Source organism: Akkermansia muciniphila (assembly GCF_030848305.1).
In the GTDB taxonomy this organism is placed as follows: Bacteria; Verrucomicrobiota; Verrucomicrobiia; order Verrucomicrobiales; family Akkermansiaceae; genus Akkermansia; species Akkermansia muciniphila_A.
The window spans coordinates 2,579,387-2,598,478 of sequence record NZ_CP114598.1; the positions used below are offsets into that span (position 1 = coordinate 2,579,387).

Genomic DNA, 19,092 nt, shown 5'->3' on the forward strand with positions numbered 1-19,092 from the left:
AAATCATGAAAAATATCATCAATATATTCATATTTAGCTCTATAATAATAAACATAGTTCAGGCACAGGATGATATAGCAACCTTAAAACAGATAGTTCAGTCCACAGATTTATTTCAAGATTTTCCTATAATAAAATTTATAGATACTAATAAAGGGCTAAATGATACTAAAAAATATACACAGATACCATATTATAGGGATAGATTTGAAGCTTGGAAAAATATTCGAATAGCGACATCTGGAGTTATCAAATTCAAAAAAGGCAATGTAGTAGGTAGATCATATGATGTTATTCAAATAGACCAGCAAACAGGAAAGCCTGTTCCAAGTTTTTGTATGTTTGGTGGTCGAGATGCTGCAATTTATATATATCAAGTTTTGAAAATCGGACAAACCATGTATTTGTGCCACCAATGGTACAATGAATTATGGGAACCTGCTCATAATGAATGGGGAATATCCAGTGTAATAATCAAACACAATTCTCTACAAGACAGAGCTATTATGTTCTTTTTGGACAAGGAAAAAAAATCATATGCCTTACCATGTGGAGTTGCCTCAGCCTTGTATGAGAAAAAAAATCAAAAGATTGTATTAACATTTTTTGATCGTAAAAATCAGCTTACTGAGCTGAATAATGAAGAATACCGTATTTCTAAAATAGAAGCTTCATATGATAATGACGATATAACATGTTATCTGAATGATGAAAAAATTGATATGCAATGGTCCAAAATAGGAAATTGGAAAGAAATGATGATTTATAATTTATGGACTTATGGCAACGGAATTGATTGGAAAAATTGACACTCCCCCACCCAAAGCCAGGATGCCCGATTGCCTGCACGCAACGGCGAAGAACGGACCAACTTTTGTTGGAAGTTCCGTGGCGATGTTTCTATTGAAATTATTAATGAAGGAAATGAATTTTATATAAATGCTATATAAAGCAACTAATACAACATCTGCTACTTCATTTTTTTATTACCCAATGCCTAGTTGGTCTTCTGGCTATCCAATGGGAAATTGGACACAAGTATATATTTGGAAAGAAAAAAATAAAACAATAAACAAAAAATTATTTCAATTATGCCCCTAATATCTTGTTTTTTATTAATTTATTTATCATCCCTTTTCATGTCTATATATAAAAGATTCAGATATATCTTTTATTTTTAGTACTATATCTATCATTATAGGTTGCATTCCTATTGTTTTGATTACATTCATAATTTGTTTTGAGCACGGAATAATTTTAGGCATTTTTATAGGATTACTACTGCTGTTATTATTATTTATAAACAAAATAATTAAATTTCTTTTTGAAATATTAAAACAAAAAAAATACAACAGAAAACTCATCATTAACTATATTTCATTTTAAATATCCATTACCTGAATACAGAGATTCCGATAAATAGATACTTCATTTTTCATAGTAACACGATGGAGGAAAGTCGCTAAGCCTACATGGGACAAAGATATAGCAAGTAGCCGCCCTGGACATGCTCAACAGCCGTAACGTGCTCCGCACATTGTTGTGGGATCCTCTGGAACCGACAGCCACACGCCCCCTGGCCCTCGCGCAGGACGCTTCCCTTTACTGCTATGGCATGGACTTCAACAAGAATGTGACGGAGGTGTTCGATGGAGATGGACGTATTGCGGCGGCTTACGATTACTCGCCCTATGGACAGGCGGCTTCCACGGGCAGTCTCGTCCAGCCCGTCCAGTGGTCCGGCGAGATGCACGACGAAGAACCCGTCCTGGTTTATTACAATTACCACTATTACAACCCAAAAGACGGAAGATGATCAATCGTGACCCTATCGCTGAAAAGGGTGATTGAAATTTGTATAGGCTCATCAGCAATAAAATCAACATGGAAACAGACTTATTAGGAAAAGATAGATACATATCGCAGTTAACACCTAATAAAATATTAAGTACTTCACATACATTACATGTAGGGGCTACTGTTGATTTATGGAATAAAGATAAACAAACAGAAATATGGCGTAAAATTGAAATAAAAAAACTGAGATCCATTTAACTAATCCAGAAATCATGCCTTATTCCCCTGTTGAAGATATAAATATGTTTAAGGAATTCAGCAAGATATAAAATCACTTTCTACGTATAATATATTACAAATAAATTGTCCAAATTGATTCCATAAGTCTATTTGGTATAAAAAAAATACAACCGTTCATAAATAATTATGAAAAACGTAAAAGAAATTGTTGAAACAATGATATCATTTGATATCTTCTTTCAAGAAAAAAAATTTAAGAAAAGCAAATCTATTTTCAGCTATATTTTATTTGTATATTTATTTTTTGGATGCATGCTTATTTTACCTGATGACTATAGATTTTTTGTGCTGCCGGGCAAATATGCCAGTAACATTGATGATAAAAATCTCAGATACATTTTATTTCTATTTTTAGCATACTTGTCATATATTGTATCATTCTTCAGCTGGTACGAATGCATCAAAAAATCAATATCCCTGTTCATCATTGTTTATTTTTCCCTATGTATGTTATATTCTTTTTATATTGGAATATCTTACTAAATCAAATAATTAAGGCTCATGCCTAGCTGAGAGATTCGTTTTTCAAATTTGTTAAAATGAATTGGTAGATCCTTATTGTGCCAATGATAAAATCTATATTCCGTTTTTTTGAGATGAATAGGAAATAATGGTAATACACAATCTCGAATTTACTTAATCTTGTTTTAGCAACATTTCAAAAGTTTTCAATGCCGTGAAAAAGTAATAGTTAATTTCTACAAACAAGTGGATTTTCTGTATTAACGGATGATTTATAATATTATTTTGGACTTTAAAATATTATTTGATTATATACCGCGCGGTGAGCTTCACCAGCCAGAATGGAAACACGATTATTGAGTGCGGCTACGATTACCAGGGACGACGCTACATGAAGAAGGTGACGGTTAACGGCACGGTCGCCAGCCATGAACGCTACCTGATACCGCGGCTATTTTTAGACAGCGCCCTGGACTGCCGAACACCGAACAAATAGGATAAACAAAGAAGAACCATCTATTTCTGTTTATCATAACAAATACCATGCTTGATTTTCTCGTTCTTCTTCTGGATATCCCGTGCCTTCTTGCCGATTTTTCCCCTCGCGCCAAACATAAGGGAGAATCACTGTACTGGCGTTTCCTGGGGATTTTTTTGCTGGCGGCAGAACTGGCCATTCTATTTTTATGGGATATTACGGAAAGCATGTCCGCTCTTGCAGCCTGTATCACTCTGGGCCTCTGGCTGATCGCTCATCTCTCCATCCGCGCCTTCAGGAACAGGAAAAACGTAAACGGCCCCTCCGTCCTTTCCGCTCCGCCATTTTCTTCACAGGTACCACAAAGAAATGAAGCTCCGGCCACGCATCCCCTTGAAAGAAAATAGCTATATAATATATTTATTTTCAATAATTTTCAATTATATCTCCGACTTTTTGTCATACAATTTTCTTCTTTTTGAACGGATGTTCCTGTTTGGGGCTCTAACCTGCATCAGCAACAAACCGGGCGACGGGAGGTAGAGAGACCGCCGCCCATTATGGGGAGTTCTGAGTTTCATAGGTAATATAGTTGGATAAAAAACCCGCACGGGGGAAACCCTGTGCGGGTTTATTCATCCCCCCTCCCGTGAGGCCGGAAAACAGGGCCGGAACAAGCCGCAGAAAATCATGGCTGAACCAAATTAAGGCTTGAGAGTTGAAGGCATCTCGCTAATCTGACTTCAGCAAGAATCATCTGTTATCATGGTCACCACGAACGAACCGAATATTTACGAAACGGGAGTACTGGACTCCAATGCGGAAGGCAATTTTGTCTATACCACCCTGGACGCCGCCATCAACTGGATTCGTAAAAATTCCCTCTGGCCCATGCCGATGGGGCTTTCCTGCTGCGCCATTGAGTTCATGGCCGTGGCCTGTTCCCGTTATGACCTTTCCCGCTTCGGCTCGGAAGTGACGCGTTTTTCCCCCCGCCAGGCGGACGTAATGATTGTAGCCGGCACCGTCACTTATAAAATGGCCCTGGCCGTCCGCCGCATCTGGGACCAGATGCCGGAACCCAAGTGGTGCATCGCCATGGGCGCGTGCGCTTCCACCGGCGGCATGTTCCGCTCCTATTCCGTGCTCCAGGGCGTGGACAAGATTCTCCCCGTGGACGTTTACATTTCCGGCTGCCCGCCCCGTCCGGAGGCTATTTTGGAAGCCCTGCTCACCCTGCGCAAGAAGATGGATACCCAGCAGCCCGCACGCACCTTCTTCAAGAAGGAAGAGCCTCGCGAAGCCAACGCTCCCGTCCCGGTCAACACGGAAATGCCTCTTGAGTAAGTTTTTCCAACGTTTCTTCCGTTCCACTTTTACCATTTTTTCTCCATGCTTTCTCTAGAATCACAGATTAAAACCGCCGCAGACAACGCCCAAAACCGCTTTGGGAAAGACGTCATCACGGACCGCTACGAATTCCGCGGAGATATTACGCTGACCGTCGCGCGCCAGGCTGTGGCGGATGTTGTCCGCTGGCTGCGGGATTCCGCCGGGTTTGATATGCTGGTTAACCTTTCTTCCGTGGACAATATGGGGGAAAGCCCCCGCTTTGAAGTCAACTACACGCTGACGCAGTCGGAAACAGGCGCGAACCTGAGCCTCAAGACGAAGGTGGACGACGGCGAAGAAGTGCCCAGCGTCACGGAAATTTTCCAGTCCGCCAACTGGCACGAACGTGAAGCATGGGACCTGATGGGCATCAGGTTCTCAGGCCATCCTGATTTGCGCCGCATTTTGATGTGGGAAGGCTATCCTTACTTCCCCCTGCGAAAGGATTTCCCCGTTCAAGGCGTACCTACTGAACTGCCGGGCGTCGCCTTTACGGAGGCGGCTCCCACCCAGGGAGCGCCGTTCGCTACGGAACAAGGCCGCTGCCCCAGCGCCTGCCGCGAACCCCGGTCCCATAAATTCTAGCCCATTTTCCAGCCCCGCAAGGCGGGGTCCCACCCATGACCCGACTCCCCTTCATCCTGCCCATATGCATCATCAGCCTGTTCAGCGGCTGCCAGGACGCCAACCCGGCAGAACGGGAATGGAAGGAGCAGTTATATAAAAACCTGGCCATCGTGGGGGCTAGAAACTGGATTGTCATTGCGGAATCCTCCTTTCCCGCCTACACGGGAACCGGCATCAGAACCATGGTTTCCGACAAAACGTCGGACGAAGTGCTTCTGGATGTGCTGAATATGCTGGAGGAGGAAGCCCACGTGGTGCCCCGCATCATGATCAGCTCGGAGCTGCGCAGCGTTACGGAGGACTATGCTCCCGGCATTAAGCGTTACCGCAACAATATCAATAAAATGCTTCCTGGGCGCCAGCATTTTGAACTGATGAGCCGCACGATCAATTCCCTGATCGAAGACGCGGCCAGGCAGTTCAACGTGCTGGTCATTAAAACCAAGACATCCCTGCCTTATTCCAATATTTATATAGAACTGGATTCCGGATACTGGAATTCGGAATCGGAAACAGCGCTCCGCAAGTCCCTGGAAGCCAGGGACGCCGCCAACCGCCGCGCGGCCCAGGACAGAGTGCTGGACGTGCCCCTGGTTCCGGGAGCCGCGCCCGCGCCACAGGGCGTCAAGGAGAACCCGCCATTGCCAGGAGCCCCCACCTCGCCCACGGACAATCTGCCGGAGCTCCCGCGGGAAAACCGCCAACCGGCTTCCCCCTCCGGAAACAAGGCGCCCGGCGAGCCTCCGCCTCCCATCAGGGATCCTTTGGGAGGGAAAACCGCCATTGCCAGATTTTCATGAACCATCATATGGACAAGGCTACAGAAGAACGCCTCCGCGCGGAGGCATGGGTAGGGGACGCCATTCTGGCGTTGTACGTCAGGGAATGGATTCTGGCGGAGGAAGGAGCAATCAACGGCAAGCTTTTCGTAGAATTCACCAGCAATGATTTTCTGCGCCGCACCGGCAACGCCACAGGCGTGGAAGCGGAGATAGGCCGCACTTTCAAAGCGGGCGGCCTGGAAGCAGCTTATGCATGGATTGAACACCATTTGAAGCCCCGCATGGAAGAACGCTGGCACACCCTGCGCAGAAAGGCCCTCCGGTAAACTGCCGCCGCCATGCCCGCCTCCGGAACACCCCTGCCCTGGGACCGTGGCAACGGCCCTTGCGTGATGGCCCCGCCCCATTTGAGAGGCTGGGCGGAAGAGGCCGCCGCCTTTCTTTCCCGCCGGGGCATGGATGGAATCACGGCTTTCGCCACCTCCGGCTCTTCCGGTTCGCCTCCCAAAGCCATTTTATTCACCCGCCGCGCTCTGGATATATGCGCGCGCGGGGCATTGGAACATCTGCATGCGGAAAACGGGGACTGGTGCTGTCCGCTACCTGTCTGGCATGTGGGGGGCGCCATGATTTATCTGCGCGCGGCCCTGGCCGGAACCGCCGTCCATACGCTCCGCGGTAAGTGGTGCCCGCAGGCCTATGCCGACCTGATGAGAAGCTCAGGAGCCAGATGGTCCTCCCTGGTTCCCACGCAGGTAGTGGATCTGGTCCGCCTCGGCCTCCGAGCGCCTTCCACCGCCGAGTGCATTATTGTAGGCGGCGGCGCGCTGGACGCGGAGACGGGACGGAAAGCGCGCACCCTTGGCTGGCCTGTAGTGCAGAGCTACGGCATGACGGAAGCCGGCTCCCAATTAGCCACGGCCCTTCCCGGAGATTCCTACCATACGGACCGCCTCTCCCTTCTGCCCCATTGGGAAGTTCAGACGGACGAAAAGGGCCTCCTGCGCTTCCAGGGGGAAGGGAAATTGTCCGGCCGTCTGCTGACGCAGCCCCATGGAGGGTTTCTCCTGGAACGGGTCGCTCCGCAGGAGTGGTGGAGCACCCGCGACCTGGTACGCCTGGAAGGACGTTTGCTGACCTTTCTGCGCCGGGCGGACAGACTTGTCAAAGTTCTGGGGGAACTGGTGGATCCGGATGCCGTCCAGGACGTTTTGCGCCGCAGCGTTCCGGAGGCTGTCGTGGAGGCAGTTCCACATCCGCGCGCCGGAATGGAACTGGTTGCCTGCGGTCCTTCCGCCGCCCTTCTGGAGCAGGCCTGCCGCGCATGGAATGCGGCGGCCCCAGGCCCCCAGCGCATCCGCGCCGTTATGGAAACGCCCATCCCTCTCACAGTCATGGGAAAGCTGGACAGAAACCGGCTGCGTTCCCAGTTGAGCGATCATCCGGAACAACTGAGGAAAATTTAATAAAAGGCCATTTTCCGGGGATATTCATCAAAAGAATCCGAACCGGACGGAAGAAAGAAATACGGCGGGCTTGGAATCCCTTATCCACTTCATTCATCCTGTCTCCCGGAAAGCCATTTTCCTCCGCCTTGCGGGCTTCCGCATACATCTCCGGGACCTTCCTGTCCGACTCCATTTATTTTCTTAAAAAAAGAACGTGACATGACCAATAATTAAACATTCAGACACGTGAAAAACGCTTGTAGGGCAGAGGTTTTTCCTGCTAGAAAAGAGTTGATCCATGCGAGCCCGTCTTTTGCTTATTCCCTTTATTTTTTCCGTTCCGGCTTATGGCCAGGACATTCCATCCGCCACAGCGGCAAATCCTCCCGGGCAGGTGGAATACGTTCCGGTCCGGGATCTTTCCCAACTGCCTATGGACGGCGGCTGGACGTACGGGGAAGTGCTGGACAAAGCCGCGGCAGGAGACTTCCGGGCCAATATGCTGGCCGGGGAATACTGGATGGGTCTTTATTACCTGAACCGGGGAGACCTGCCGCTGGCCTGCCTGGAACACATGCAGCATTTTTTCCGTAACGCGGCCACGGCATCCGGCCATCCGGCTCCCAAGCTCATGATGACGGATCCTTACGGGATTTTCGGGATTTTCAAGGCGCAACCCATGCAGCCGGAACACGCGGAATGGCTGGCTGCCTGCCGCAAGCTTGCGGAAAAGGGAGACATGGACGCCATCACGGCCCTGTACACCGTCACGGATCTTCCGGAAGCCGAGTTGAGGCGCTACCTGGCCCCCCTGGAAAAGAAGGCAGCTTCCGGCGATCAGGATTCGCTGGCCCAGCTCGCTTTCATCAAAGTGGACTGGCTGAAGGAAGACCCAGCCAAAGTTATCGAGCCCCTGAAGAAATACCGAAAAAACGCCAAACCGGTTCTTCTGGCGCGGACAGGGGAACTGGCCCTTGCCCTGGACGGCGGCCCTTCCGGCACCGGTAAGGACGGCAGGGAATGGAGGGACACGGCCATTCAATTCCTTTCCCTGGCTGCGGAAAAGGGGCACGCAGGAGCCATGCGGCTTCTGGCGGAAATGACGAAGGAGACCACCCCGGCACAGGCCGGAAAGCTCTTGGCGGAACTGCGCTCCAGAGGGGATCTTGAAACCCTGCTGGCAGACCTTTCCGCCGGCATGAAGGGAAAAATGGGTGGAGGGAAAAGCTCATCTCTCCAGCCTCTGTTTGATCAGGCCAGGAAACTGGGCAGCAATAACGCCTTCGCCTGGTACGCCCAGTTGATTTCCGAAGCGCGGCCCCCGCAGGAACGGGAGCTGCGCAAAGCGGCCCTGGATCTGCTGTCCCTTCATGACGAACGGGGCATGCCATACCTGAAGGAACCGCTTTCCTTTCCCCCAAAAAAACTCCACCAGCTTCCCCCCTACGCCAAGACGCATAAGGAGCTTGAGCTGGCCTCCCAGCTGGGGGACGCAGATTCCAGCGTACAGTTGGGCGAGCTGTGGAAGGAGGAACTGGCCAATACACAGGATTCCGTAGGGAAGGCCCACGAAGCGCGGGAAAATATGCGCGTATGGTACAGGCAGGCGGCGGAGGAAGGCCATCCCCTGGCCAGGCTGCGCCTGGCCCAGATGGAAAACCCGGACTTAATGGACAAACCGTCCGCAGAACCCGCCAGAACGCTGTTGAATGACTGCCTGGCAAAAGCCGCCGCAGGAGATTTTATCACGCTGAAAGGAATTTCCGAATACGCCACGCCGGAACAGTGGGAACAGCTGACTGCCGCCCTCCGCAAAAAAGCTCAGAGGGGGGACGCCCGCAGCCAGGCAGACCTGGCATACCTGATGTTATTCAGTTACAGGAGCGAAGAATCCGGCTATCCGGAAGCTCTGGCCTGGGCCCGCCTTTCCGCCGGACAGGGAGATCCCTGCGGCATGTACGTGCTCGGCCGCGCCCTCATTTATGAATTCGGCCTGGAAAAACGCATGGCCGAGGGGGATTCCTGGATGTTCCGGGGAGCCTTGAAAGGCCATGTGGACGCGGCGGACATGTGGAGTTCCAATAATGAGAACCTACAGCCTTACAGCGCCATGATGCACGGTTTGGCGGCACGGGGGCATATTCCTTCCCTTCTTTTCCTGGCCAACCAGACAGCCTATCCCCAGAATACGGGGGAGACGACGATCCTGGGCAACGGTTCCCCTTCCGCCTACCAGCAGGTCAAGCTGACCCTGAACGGCGGGGACGCCAGCACTCCGCCGTGGCTCCGGAAGCCGGAACAGAAAGGTAAGGAGGAAGATGCTCAAGCGGATGCCGGAGCCGTTCCTCCCTGGATGACCCCGTCCGGCAGGGAACGCCAGGCTCCGGCCCCGAAAACCATCAATCCGGAAGCCGTGAAATTTTGGGAACAGGCCGTAGAACTCGGCAGCCTGACAGCTCTGGACGAGCTGGCCAATTATTATGAAACCGTGGCCGGGAATGTTCAGGAGCCTGCGGAACGGCAGCAGCTCCTGGCCTCTGCCATGACGGCGGCCACCGCCCTGGTGAAAAAGGAGGACGTACGCGGATTCAAGAGGCTGGCCCGCTATTACGAACTGGGCATCGGCGTGCAGCCGAACAGGGAGCTGCACAAGGATTATGTGCTGAAAGCCGCGGAAACCAGAGACCCGGAGGCTCTGGTGGAGAAAGCTCGCCTGCTTATCAAGGGAGAGGATATGGAGCCGGATCCGAAAATGGCGCTGAACATTCTGACCGACCTGGAACAGAACCAGACGCATGCGGTGTCCGGCATGCATTTCCTACTCGGCTACTTGCATGAAGAAGGTCTCGGCACCCCGCAGGATATGGCGCTGGCCTATCAGTTTTACGTCAAGGGTGCGGAGCAGGACGACGCCAAGTGCATGAACAACCTGGGGTCCATGTATGAACGTGGAACCGGCGTAGCCAAGGACTTGTCTGAAGCCCGAAAGTGGTATGAACGGGCGGCGGAGCTGGGTAATGAAGACGCCCTCGCCAATGTGGAGCGGGTGAGGGAAAAACTCAACATGAAGAAAAAATAGACTCTTTTCCCGCTCCGGGAATACCACGGAATGGCGGTGGAGCACAAAGCTTTGGCCGAAGATTTTCCTGCAGCCGGCAGAAAAGCGCGCAAAGCGGGCGCGATTTTTTTAAGCGGCCCCTTCCTGTTTCAAGGTAAGCAAATGCCTTTGAAATTCGCGCGTCTTTACAAATAGCCGTCCGTCGCGGCACGGATACGAGAAACGCCTTCATCCGGGCCATGCCGCGCCGGGCTGGGAGGGCTCTCTCCAAAAACGGAAGCAGGAACAGAAGTTTTTCAGAAAAGGCGTACCCGAAGTTATTCCCGCGTCACTTTCAACCGCAGAAACCGGCGTTCCATCCCGCTTTCCCGTACGGGTTCCGCATCCCAAAATTCGGCGGCCGTCTTTCCGGCGGTTTCCACTTCTCCCAGGGAAATCCAGTCGGCCAGGTCCGTGGAGGCTTCCACCTCATGCTTCACGTCCGTCGCCTGCGGATTCACAGGCCAGCGCAGCACCAGATGCATGCATCCGTCCTCTCCCTCTTCCAATGTTACTTTCGTAACGCTCCCGCAGGGTTTCAGCGGATCCTGCCCCGTGGCGTATTTCATCAGGTTGGTGATGCCATCCCCGGCAGGAACGGCATCCATAGCCGTCCGGTCCGCGGCAGCATCCGGCGGGAAGGAGTCCTGCACCCACTTGTCGTAGCCCGTCAGTTCGGCGCCATCCTGCGTTATGGTGACGGAGCATTCCTGTTTGTCGGAAGAACGGAAGATTACCGTTCCGGACCGTCCGGCGGCGGATTTGTTTTCCGCTGCCGTCAACATGACCGTAGTACGGCCGATCCCTGAAACGGCGGAGGCGGAAATCCAGTCCGGACAGTCTGCAACCACCCAGCCAAGAGTTTCCTCTTCCGACTGCACTTCCACCGCCACGGCGCCGCCCCCGGCAGGGATGGTTTCCCCAGCAGAAGAAAGGGCAAAGGGGCTCGGCGTATCAGGATAAGCGGTGGAGGAAACATAACGGTTGGCGGCCCGGAGCAGGCAACATTCGTCAAAGTAGTCGTTCTTCCCGGAGGAATCCGCCACATCCATTCCCAAATCCCAGTACATGAATCCGGCCACTTGCTGTTCACTGATGTACCGGGCCTTTTTCCTGATCGTATCCACACCGTTGAAGTGCAGCGTCTTCACTTTGCCTCCGCCGTAATTGAAGCTGGCGGAGTCCAGGGAAGAGTCTTGCCTCACACCGGCGCAGGTTGAAACAATATCCCGGTAAGCGCGAATATCGGCGCCCTGCCCCGCTCCCGGAGTTCCCTGGAACGGCGCGCTGAGCATGATCTTGGAGTCCGGATACCCCCATGAACGGTACGCTCCGCATGCGGAAACCATGCTGTTGTATCCGTTTACGTCAATTTGGGGGCCATAGTTCTGGAAGGTGAAGTAATCCACATACTGCATATAGGCCACAGGAAATTTATAATAGTAAGTATGCAGGGAAATGGTAAAGAACATGTCCGGAGAGGCTGCCCGGATGGCTTTTGCCAGTTCTCCGTAATTCCTCCAGGCGGCCGTGTTGTTCTGCTCAATCCATTCAAAGTCCAGGTCCAGCCCGTCCAGTTGATGCTTGCGGACAACTTCCGCCACATTTTCGGCAAAAGCCGCACGGGCATTCGCGTCAGACAGCATCGCGGACCAGTTCCCGCCGGATATCCCCAGACGTATCCGCATGCCGGAAACGCCTTTAGTCAGCCTGCGGAGAATACGCACATGCTCCACCCAAGAAGCTGTATCATGACCAAATTGGTCACTTGTCCCCCAGCGGCCCATCAGCAGCCTGTCTCCCCAGCTATGCTGCACAGCCGTACCAAGCCGGGCCGCCGCACGGGCCTCATGCCACACACGCATTTCATCAATCCTGCCGTCCAAATCCCTTCCTATGACCGCATTGGCGGTTCCTTCCATTTCCCCCGCATCCGCGGCGGCCGTGCTCACGGCATTCCCGTTCACATAAAAGGATGCCGTACCCGCGGAAGAATTTCTGACGAAGGCCAGCCAGAAATACCTGCCGGCCTCCACAGAAGGCAGATCCGCCACCCAGGCTTTATCCGTCCCTGTCTGGATACGAGCCTGATAATGGCCTTCCTTCCATTCCAGCCTCATGGAAACGTTGTCATTTTCAAACAGCACCGCCTCCTGACCGTCTCCGTCCAAAGCCATGCGGACTTCCACGGTGAACGCTCCGGAGCTGCCGGCGCCCAGCAAACCTCCGCCCACGTTCATATAAGCCCCCTGTCCGGAGAAGTCCAGGACATTGGAACATTCTCCGTCAGACGGCAGCAAAACCACACCAGAGCTTTCCGTCACGTCATTGTCCGGATATTGAAAATTGAGAGAGCCATTCGCGGCCGGCGTGACGGAATTGATGTAGATTAAATCGGAATTGTTGATGAGGTGCGCGCGCGACGGCCAGTCATAAATGACATGTACATTTCTTACATATGCCGTCACCAGCATGTAGCGGAACGTTTCATTATCCGTGACGATGGAGAATTCAGCCCCTTCAGGGGCAACCGCCTGGTAAGGGCGCACAAAGGCGCTGCCTGTTTTTTCCGAGAATTCCGTCCACTTGGCATCACGGAAATCCCCATCCAGACGCCAGCAGCCCACCAGATTCCCATACCTGGGATGAGACAGGGACAACGGGCCGTTCATGAAGAAGTCATCTTCCTCCCCGCCCAGGGCTGTGTTCCAGAAACGCAGTTCATCCAGAGCCCCCTTGAAACCCGCTTCCAGCACAATCCCCTTCCAGCCTGATTTCATGGCCTGCAAGTAAGGCGTCCGAGGCGAGGAAACAGCCAACCGACCATCCACATACAGACATATATCCTCTACTCCCACGGAAACGGCCACATGGTGCCACGCTCCCGCAGCCAATTCCTCCCCGGCTGCTTTCACGGAAGCGACGGAATCCCCATCTGGAGCAGACAGAGCCAGGAAACCGTGATCCAGGGAAACACACGCATTCCCCAAAGAGATGATTTTTCCCGTGACGGCGTCATCATTGGGCCTGACCCAGAATTCGCAGGTTAACTGGTTTTCAGCCGTCCATGTGGAGGACGGCACAGGCAAAGCAAGAGAAGAAGGCAGAAAAATGAGCGCCTTGTTGTGCAAGACGCTGACAGGCCGGGGCTCCGGAACTTCCGGAGCCGGGGAATCATCCGTGCTGACAGTAACGGCATTTAATTCCATGCGGCCGGAAGCGCTGCTGTTCGCCTCCTTGGTCACGTCAAACACCAGCCTGCCCTGTTCATCCGCGCAGGCCTTCCACTCCACCGCCAGATAGGCGTCCTGTCCCGATGAATTGGAAAGACCGGAAAACCGGTTCCCGGAAAGATTCCCCATGGAGCTTTGGAGCCCCCGTACGCTCACCAGAGATCCGCTGACCAGCGTTATGGATTCATAAGCAGGCGCATTGTGCCCGCAGAAGAAAGATACCGCATATTCCTTGCCCGCCTGGAATCCGGAGAAGGAAAGTCTTGCCGTAGCGGAAGCGGCCGACATTCCGTTGGCGCTCAGTCGCATGCTCGTATTGAAAGCTTCGCAGCCTTTGGGAAATTCAAAAGCAGACGGCGCGTCAGCGTTCGTACCGTTGTGCCGGTGTTTCCCTCCTTCATACCAGGTATACCGGGTGTTGGGTTCCGCCAGCGTATAAGAACCGCCAGAACTGCATTTGGCGGAGACGGTCAGGGAAACCATCCTGCCGAACAAGGCTCCCACCGCCACAGACGATGAAGAAGACGCCGCACCATTTCTGATTAACGGAACGGCGACAAATACATTGGCGCCACCCGACGCTGTTGCCGGCATGGTTACATTGGTCCAGCCCTCCTGTGCCGTCCCGGAACCATTGCCCAGGTCCACGCCGAAGCCGGCTGTCTCCGCCGCCTGCAAAATACAGACGCCTCCCGCAAAAAACGCTGTCAGCAAATAGGCTGCACTCTTGAAAAACGCCTTAACCATAAATACCGTCCGCCATTTTATCCGATCCTGTCCATCAATCCAGCAAAAAACCGTGTGGAAAGCGGATAAAAAAGGAGGGGATGAATCATCCCCTCCTTTCACAAAACCGGCTTTGACAAAGTCTGCCCGGCTAAATCACTTGTCCGCCTCCATCAATCCCTGCGGCGGCGCAGAAGAAGAGCTCCCAAACCAAGGAGCCCAAGGGATGCCGTAGCCGGTTCCGGAACAACTTCCCCGGAAAGACTGATATTGGTAATGTCAGCGGCCATACCGGCACCAGACCCTAATGATGAAGTCTCCATAGAATTGAATATCAACCCATAAGATGAATAATTCCCCGCTCCGCTCAAATCCAGGTCAACGGAAACGGAAGTTGGGCTGCTCGTCAGGGCCGTCTTGGCGTTTTCCAGCGTCCACGTCCCTATGACTGAGGATGTTCCATCATCCGAGAAACCATAGACATTGCAAATGTATTTGCATTCAAAAGACCCAAGAGAACCTCCCCAAGAAGCGCTTTTGGAAATGTCAAAAGACAAAGTTGCAGAATCCGTCCCGGACGGCATCTCAAATTTGAGCCCGGCAAAATTTCCCCCCGCATTATTGGACGCCACAGCTCCAATTTGCAGCTTGAGGGTTCCTGCTTCAAACCCCACCTGACCATTCAAGGAACTGTTTTCCCAAGTTCCGTGCCATTCCTGAACATTGTAACCGAAGACATCTTGAGGAGAAATCCCGGAAGAAGAAACACCCGTGGTTCCTGCCCCTGTTGGAGACAGGTCAACGGAAAATGAAGCAGCATTAGCCATGGAGGCCAAGGCCAAAACCGCCAAGAGAGATAATGTTTTTCTCATAACGGTATGTGTCATACCGAATTTGGAATCCGGCGTCAACGTAAAATTATAAAATGGGAAAAGCGTAAACCTGTTACCGTATTTTTCCCTCCAGTACTGACCGGAGGACAAGACAAATTTTCCCTCTCCATTTTTTATAAACACGCAGGAAAGAAAACGATATCCCGCTTCATCCTCTTTTCGTGAAGATAGATTTTTCAAATTAATTATTAATGCATTACATATATAGTTAATAGAAATCCCGATAATCGGAACATTTTTTGATACAAAAATATCCTATCTCTTGCATTTGCGCTGCGGATTCCAAATTCGTTTAAAAAAAGGATGGAATTCCATATATAAAAAGCGCAGACACTCGGAATGTCTGCGCTTTTTGTTCCCAACCACGGGAAAAACGCATCAATAATCCAGACTTCCGTCCGCCACCTTGCGCTCGAACTCAGCCACATCCACCACCTGACCGGTCAGCCGGGCGTGTTCCGTGGCAAAGGCCATGACATGGGAATGGGCGGATTCTTCAATGGAGGTGGTCATATCTTCCGGAGAGGGCACCGTCAGCATGTCATCATACAGAGCCTCAATCAATCCCCAGTCGCCTCCGCCGTGCCCCTGGTATCCTCCGGCCAGCTCCTCCAGCTCCACCACGCGGGTTTTGCCGCCAAAGTGGGGCGTCACGGTGATTTCACCGGGGCCGTTTTCCTTGTAGAAGGCCCCGGCGCGGATTTTGCCTTTGGTTCCGTACACTTCAATGTGGCGTCCCTGTTCGAAAGCCGTCATCGTGAACGTGCCCGTCAGGCCTCCCTCAAAGCGCATGATGGAAACCTGGTGGTCCGGCTGGTCGTTGTCGCACTGGAGGTAGTCCCTGCCCCACGGGGAAGTTTTCAGCCATTCGCAGATTTCTTCCGCGGTAGCTTCCTGCGCACGGTCATACACCATTCCCAGCCAGCGTTTGCATTCGTCGTCCGTAGCGTATTTGCGGGCGTCCCAGGGGTCTTCCCCCACCGGGGCGGTCCAGTCCGTGCAGCGTTCCGGCCGGGGGGATGAGAGCGTCTTTTTCGTAAAGAAGGTAAGCTCTCCGAAGCTGGCGACGGAGAGGCATTTACGCCGTCCCATGAGCCAGTAGAGGATATCCATGTCATGGCAGCATTTGGCTACGATCATGGGAGTGGAGGTCTTGCTGTTGCCCCAGTGTCCGCGTACGAAAGAGTGGGCGAAGTGCCACGCCCCCACGCCTTCATTGGCGTTGAAGGTGATGACGTCCCCGATTTCCCCGCTGTCGATGATTTTTTTCAGGGTCCGGTAAAACTGGGTGTAGCGCAGCACGTGGCACACGGCCACGCGGCGCTTCAGCGCACGGGCCATATCCCTAAGTTCCAGCGCTTCTTTCAGCGTCTTGGCAATGGGTTTTTCCAGCAGGACATGATAGCCCAGCTCCATGGCCTTCCTGCAGGGAGCGTAATGGTAGTCGTCCTGTGTGCCGATGATAGCCACGTCCGCCAGGCGCGGCTCCGCCAGCAGGGAGGCGGCGTCCTTGAACAGACGGACGGAGTCCCGTTCCTCCTCCGGGGCAAAATCGCGGACGGCTTCCGTGCGCTGTTTGACGGGATCCGCCGCGGCGGCAATGCGGTAGCGGTCTTTTTGTTCCATGGCCAGCTTCATGTAAGTGCGCGTACGGGAACCGCAACCGACGCCGGCGAGAGAGAGTCTCTTTTGTTCAGACATAAGGATTGTTCAGATAATGTGGGTAAAGAGGTTAAAGAACGCCGGATTTGACCAGCAGCGCTTCCGCGTCCGGATCACGGCCCATGAAGTCGCGGTAGAGTTCCGCGGCGGGCTTGCTGTTGCCCTTGCTGAGGATGCAGCGGCGGAAGTCGCGCCCGGTTTGCGGGTTCAGCACTCCTTCCTTCAGGAAGCGGCTGAAAGCGTCCGCTTCCAGCACCTCCGCCCATTTGTAGGAGTAGTAGCCGGAGGCATAGCCCGTGGGATCCGCGAAGATGTGCGTCAGGCGGCGCGCCACGGAAGGGCCGCGGTCCGTCATCGGCACCCGGTAGTCCGCCAGGATGCGTTCATCCGTTTCTTCCAGCGGAACGCCCTTGTACTGCGGCCAGTTGACGTGAAGCTCCAAATCCAGCTTGCCGAAGCAGAGCTGGCGCATGAAATCCGTGCCGCTCATATAATTGCGGGCGGAGCGCATTTTGGAGAACAGTTCGTCCGGTATTTTTTCACCCGTTTCATAGTGGGCGGCGAAGAGGTCCACGGATTCCCTCTCCCAACACCAGTTTTCATTAATCTGGGAGGGCAGTTCCACAAAATCCCAGGCCACGTTGGTACCCGCCAGGGACTTCACTTCCACGTCGGAAAGGAGCTGGTGCAGCAAATGGCCGAATTCATGAAAAATGGTCTCCACCTCCCGGTGGGACAGCAGAGCGGGCTTGTCCCCCACGGGCTTGGTCATGTTGCCGACCATGAGACCCAGATGGGGCGCGCGGGGTTTGCCGCCATGCGGCGGTTCCCCTACGCTCAGGCAGTTCATCCATGCCCCGGCGCGCTTGGAGTCCCGCGGATGCCAGTCCGCGTAAAAGGAACCCAGGTGCTCCCCGCTTTCCGCATCATGCAATTCATAGAACAGGACGTCCGGATGCCATACCTCCACCGCGCCTTCCAGCGCTTCCCCGGATTCACCGGGTTTGAACGCCACCGTAGGGCGCGGCGTCACCGTAATGCCGTACAGGCCGGAGTAGATGGAAAAGAGTCCTTCCATGACTTTTTCCACGGAGTAATACGGGCGCAGGTCTTCCTCGTCAAAAGCGTACAGTTCGCGGCGGCGTTTTTCAGACCAGTAGCCGGTTTCCCACGGGGAAAGTTTTTCCACGGGTTTTCCGGTTTTTTCCTCCTTGTATCTGCGGACGGCTTCCATGTCCTTCAGGAAAGAGGGCTTTACCTTGTCATGCAGGTCATTGATGAATTTCAGGGCGTTGGCCCCGCTCCCGGCCATGCGGCGGGAGGTGGCGTAATCCGCAAAGCAGCCGTACCCCAGCAAATGGGCTTTCCTGTCCCTCAGTTCCAGGATTTCAGCGATGAGGGCTTCATTATCGTATTCACCCCCTTTTCCGATGGAACAGGAGCCCTCCCACATGCGGCGGCGCAGACTGTCCGAGTCCGCAAACTGCATGACAGGCTGGAGGGAGGTGAATTTCTGGGTGAAGCGCCAGCGGGGATCTTCTTCCGTGCCGTGGCCGTTGGCCAGGGCGTCCAGGCGGGCGGCCTCCTTCACGGAATCCGGCAGCCCGGAGAGTTCCGCCTCATCTTCCACAATGAGTTCCCAGGCGTTGGTGGAGTCCAGCACGTTTTCCGCGAATTTCTTGGTCTTCAGGGAGAGCTGGGCTTCTATTTCCGCGTATTCCGGCTTCACGTCGTCCGGCAGGTCCGCCCCGCTCTCGCGGAAATCCGCCAGCGTTTCCTGGATGAAACGCTGCCTGACGGGGGAAAGGTCTTCCACCCAGTCACAGGAGGCCGCGGCTTTCAGCACCGTCCACAGGCGCGGGTTCAGAGGCACGGAGGAGGAGAAGGCCACCACTTCCGGCAGCATTTCCCCGATGGCCTCCCGCTGGGCGGGTTCGTCATTGACGGAGTCCAGGTGCATGATGCGGCCCCAGCCCAGGTGCAGGTCCTCGGAAGCCTTTTCCAGAGCGCCGAAGGTGCTTTCATAAGTCAGGGAATCCAGCGGCTGGTCACAGATGGCCCGGATATTCTCTTTGGCGCGGGAGATGGCTTCCGTGATGTCCGGCTTGATGGCCTCCGGCGTAAGCCGGGACCAGGAAACCAGAAAGGCGGGGTCCAGATAGGGATGGTTCATATTGCTTGATGTATGATGTTAT

General features: G+C 53.3%; 16 protein-coding genes. 12 read left to right on the plus strand and 4 right to left on the minus strand.

From position 1 onward, the window contains the following. Positions 1-5 precede the first annotated feature (5 nt). From O4G22_RS11190 to O4G22_RS11245, 12 genes are all read left to right on the plus strand, one after another. On the plus strand, positions 6-809 hold the full coding sequence (locus tag O4G22_RS11190) for a hypothetical protein (RefSeq protein WP_306701806.1): 804 nt from the start codon (positions 6-8) through the stop codon (positions 807-809). A gap of 698 nt (positions 810-1,507) precedes the next feature. Beyond that, positions 1,508-1,816 (plus strand): hypothetical protein, encoded by a 309-nt coding sequence (locus O4G22_RS11195; RefSeq protein ID WP_306701807.1) that lies wholly within the window; start codon positions 1,508-1,510, stop codon positions 1,814-1,816. A 68-nt stretch (positions 1,817-1,884) separates the two neighbouring features. Next, positions 1,885-2,055 (plus strand): hypothetical protein, encoded by a 171-nt coding sequence (locus O4G22_RS11200; protein WP_306701808.1) that lies wholly within the window; start codon positions 1,885-1,887, stop codon positions 2,053-2,055. An 808-nt stretch (positions 2,056-2,863) separates the two neighbouring features. Further along, the gene (locus tag O4G22_RS11205) at positions 2,864-3,055 is read left to right on the plus strand and encodes a hypothetical protein (RefSeq protein ID WP_143245555.1); all 192 of its coding nucleotides are present in this window, start codon (positions 2,864-2,866) and stop codon (positions 3,053-3,055) included. Positions 3,056-3,102: 47 nt separating this feature from the next. Further along, positions 3,103-3,444, plus strand: a complete 342-nt coding sequence (locus O4G22_RS11210; RefSeq protein ID WP_306701809.1) for a hypothetical protein — start codon at positions 3,103-3,105, stop codon at positions 3,442-3,444. Positions 3,445-3,802: 358 nt separating this feature from the next. Beyond that, positions 3,803-4,384 (plus strand): NADH-quinone oxidoreductase subunit NuoB, encoded by a 582-nt coding sequence (gene nuoB / locus O4G22_RS11215; RefSeq protein WP_094135966.1) that lies wholly within the window; start codon positions 3,803-3,805, stop codon positions 4,382-4,384. Between the two features lie 45 nt (positions 4,385-4,429). Next, positions 4,430-5,014, plus strand: coding sequence for an NADH-quinone oxidoreductase subunit C (locus tag O4G22_RS11220; protein ID WP_297405681.1), 585 nt, complete (start codon positions 4,430-4,432; stop codon positions 5,012-5,014). A gap of 35 nt (positions 5,015-5,049) precedes the next feature. Further along, positions 5,050-5,856 (plus strand): hypothetical protein, encoded by an 807-nt coding sequence (locus tag O4G22_RS11225; RefSeq protein ID WP_306701810.1) that lies wholly within the window; start codon positions 5,050-5,052, stop codon positions 5,854-5,856. Continuing rightward, the gene (locus tag O4G22_RS11230; protein ID WP_012421181.1) at positions 5,853-6,164 is read left to right on the plus strand and encodes a hypothetical protein; all 312 of its coding nucleotides are present in this window, start codon (positions 5,853-5,855) and stop codon (positions 6,162-6,164) included. Before O4G22_RS11225 ends, O4G22_RS11230 begins: the two co-directional genes overlap by 4 nt. A gap of 12 nt (positions 6,165-6,176) precedes the next feature. Next, positions 6,177-7,304: an AMP-binding protein gene (locus tag O4G22_RS11235; protein ID WP_306701811.1), complete on the plus strand. Its 1,128-nt coding sequence runs from the start codon at positions 6,177-6,179 to the stop codon at positions 7,302-7,304. A 280-nt stretch (positions 7,305-7,584) separates the two neighbouring features. Continuing rightward, the gene (locus tag O4G22_RS11240; RefSeq protein ID WP_306701812.1) at positions 7,585-10,365 is read left to right on the plus strand and encodes a tetratricopeptide repeat protein; all 2,781 of its coding nucleotides are present in this window, start codon (positions 7,585-7,587) and stop codon (positions 10,363-10,365) included. A gap of 30 nt (positions 10,366-10,395) precedes the next feature. Further along, a complete protein-coding gene (locus O4G22_RS11245) occupies positions 10,396-10,539 on the plus strand; it encodes a hypothetical protein (protein ID WP_179218344.1) in 144 nt (47 codons plus the stop codon). Between the two features lie 122 nt (positions 10,540-10,661). Here the strand turns inward: O4G22_RS11245 and O4G22_RS11250 are convergent, their stop codons facing one another. From O4G22_RS11250 to O4G22_RS11265, 4 genes are all read right to left on the minus strand, one after another. After that, positions 10,662-14,363 (minus strand): LamG-like jellyroll fold domain-containing protein, encoded by a 3,702-nt coding sequence (locus O4G22_RS11250; RefSeq protein ID WP_306701813.1) that lies wholly within the window; start codon positions 14,361-14,363, stop codon positions 10,662-10,664. A 152-nt stretch (positions 14,364-14,515) separates the two neighbouring features. Continuing rightward, positions 14,516-15,214, minus strand: coding sequence for a PEP-CTERM sorting domain-containing protein (locus tag O4G22_RS11255; RefSeq protein WP_306701814.1), 699 nt, complete (start codon positions 15,212-15,214; stop codon positions 14,516-14,518). 399 nt (positions 15,215-15,613) lie between these two features. After that, complete coding sequence (locus O4G22_RS11260) at positions 15,614-16,936, minus strand: Gfo/Idh/MocA family protein (RefSeq protein ID WP_290488379.1); 1,323 nt, start codon at positions 16,934-16,936, stop codon at positions 15,614-15,616. A 31-nt stretch (positions 16,937-16,967) separates the two neighbouring features. After that, positions 16,968-19,070: a M3 family metallopeptidase gene (locus O4G22_RS11265; protein WP_306701815.1), complete on the minus strand. Its 2,103-nt coding sequence runs from the start codon at positions 19,068-19,070 to the stop codon at positions 16,968-16,970. Positions 19,071-19,092: the final 22 nt, after the last annotated feature.

Coding starts and splice junctions, on each gene's coding strand:
- O4G22_RS11190 (WP_306701806.1), top strand. CDS start 6: ATGAAAAATATCATCAATATATTCATATTTAGCTCTATAATAATAAAC.
- O4G22_RS11250 (WP_306701813.1), bottom strand. CDS start 14,363: ATGGTTAAGGCGTTTTTCAAGAGTGCAGCCTATTTGCTGACAGCGTTT.
- O4G22_RS11265 (WP_306701815.1), bottom strand. CDS start 19,070: ATGAACCATCCCTATCTGGACCCCGCCTTTCTGGTTTCCTGGTCCCGG.
- O4G22_RS11260 (WP_290488379.1), bottom strand. CDS start 16,936: ATGTCTGAACAAAAGAGACTCTCTCTCGCCGGCGTCGGTTGCGGTTCC.
- O4G22_RS11235 (WP_306701811.1), top strand. CDS start 6,177: ATGCCCGCCTCCGGAACACCCCTGCCCTGGGACCGTGGCAACGGCCCT.
- O4G22_RS11240 (WP_306701812.1), top strand. CDS start 7,585: ATGCGAGCCCGTCTTTTGCTTATTCCCTTTATTTTTTCCGTTCCGGCT.
- O4G22_RS11255 (WP_306701814.1), bottom strand. CDS start 15,214: ATGAGAAAAACATTATCTCTCTTGGCGGTTTTGGCCTTGGCCTCCATG.
- O4G22_RS11225 (WP_306701810.1), top strand. CDS start 5,050: ATGACCCGACTCCCCTTCATCCTGCCCATATGCATCATCAGCCTGTTC.
- O4G22_RS11210 (WP_306701809.1), top strand. CDS start 3,103: ATGCTTGATTTTCTCGTTCTTCTTCTGGATATCCCGTGCCTTCTTGCC.
- nuoB (WP_094135966.1), top strand. CDS start 3,803: ATGGTCACCACGAACGAACCGAATATTTACGAAACGGGAGTACTGGAC.
- O4G22_RS11195 (WP_306701807.1), top strand. CDS start 1,508: ATGCTCAACAGCCGTAACGTGCTCCGCACATTGTTGTGGGATCCTCTG.
- O4G22_RS11245 (WP_179218344.1), top strand. CDS start 10,396: ATGGCGGTGGAGCACAAAGCTTTGGCCGAAGATTTTCCTGCAGCCGGC.
- O4G22_RS11200 (WP_306701808.1), top strand. CDS start 1,885: ATGGAAACAGACTTATTAGGAAAAGATAGATACATATCGCAGTTAACA.
- O4G22_RS11230 (WP_012421181.1), top strand. CDS start 5,853: ATGAACCATCATATGGACAAGGCTACAGAAGAACGCCTCCGCGCGGAG.
- O4G22_RS11220 (WP_297405681.1), top strand. CDS start 4,430: ATGCTTTCTCTAGAATCACAGATTAAAACCGCCGCAGACAACGCCCAA.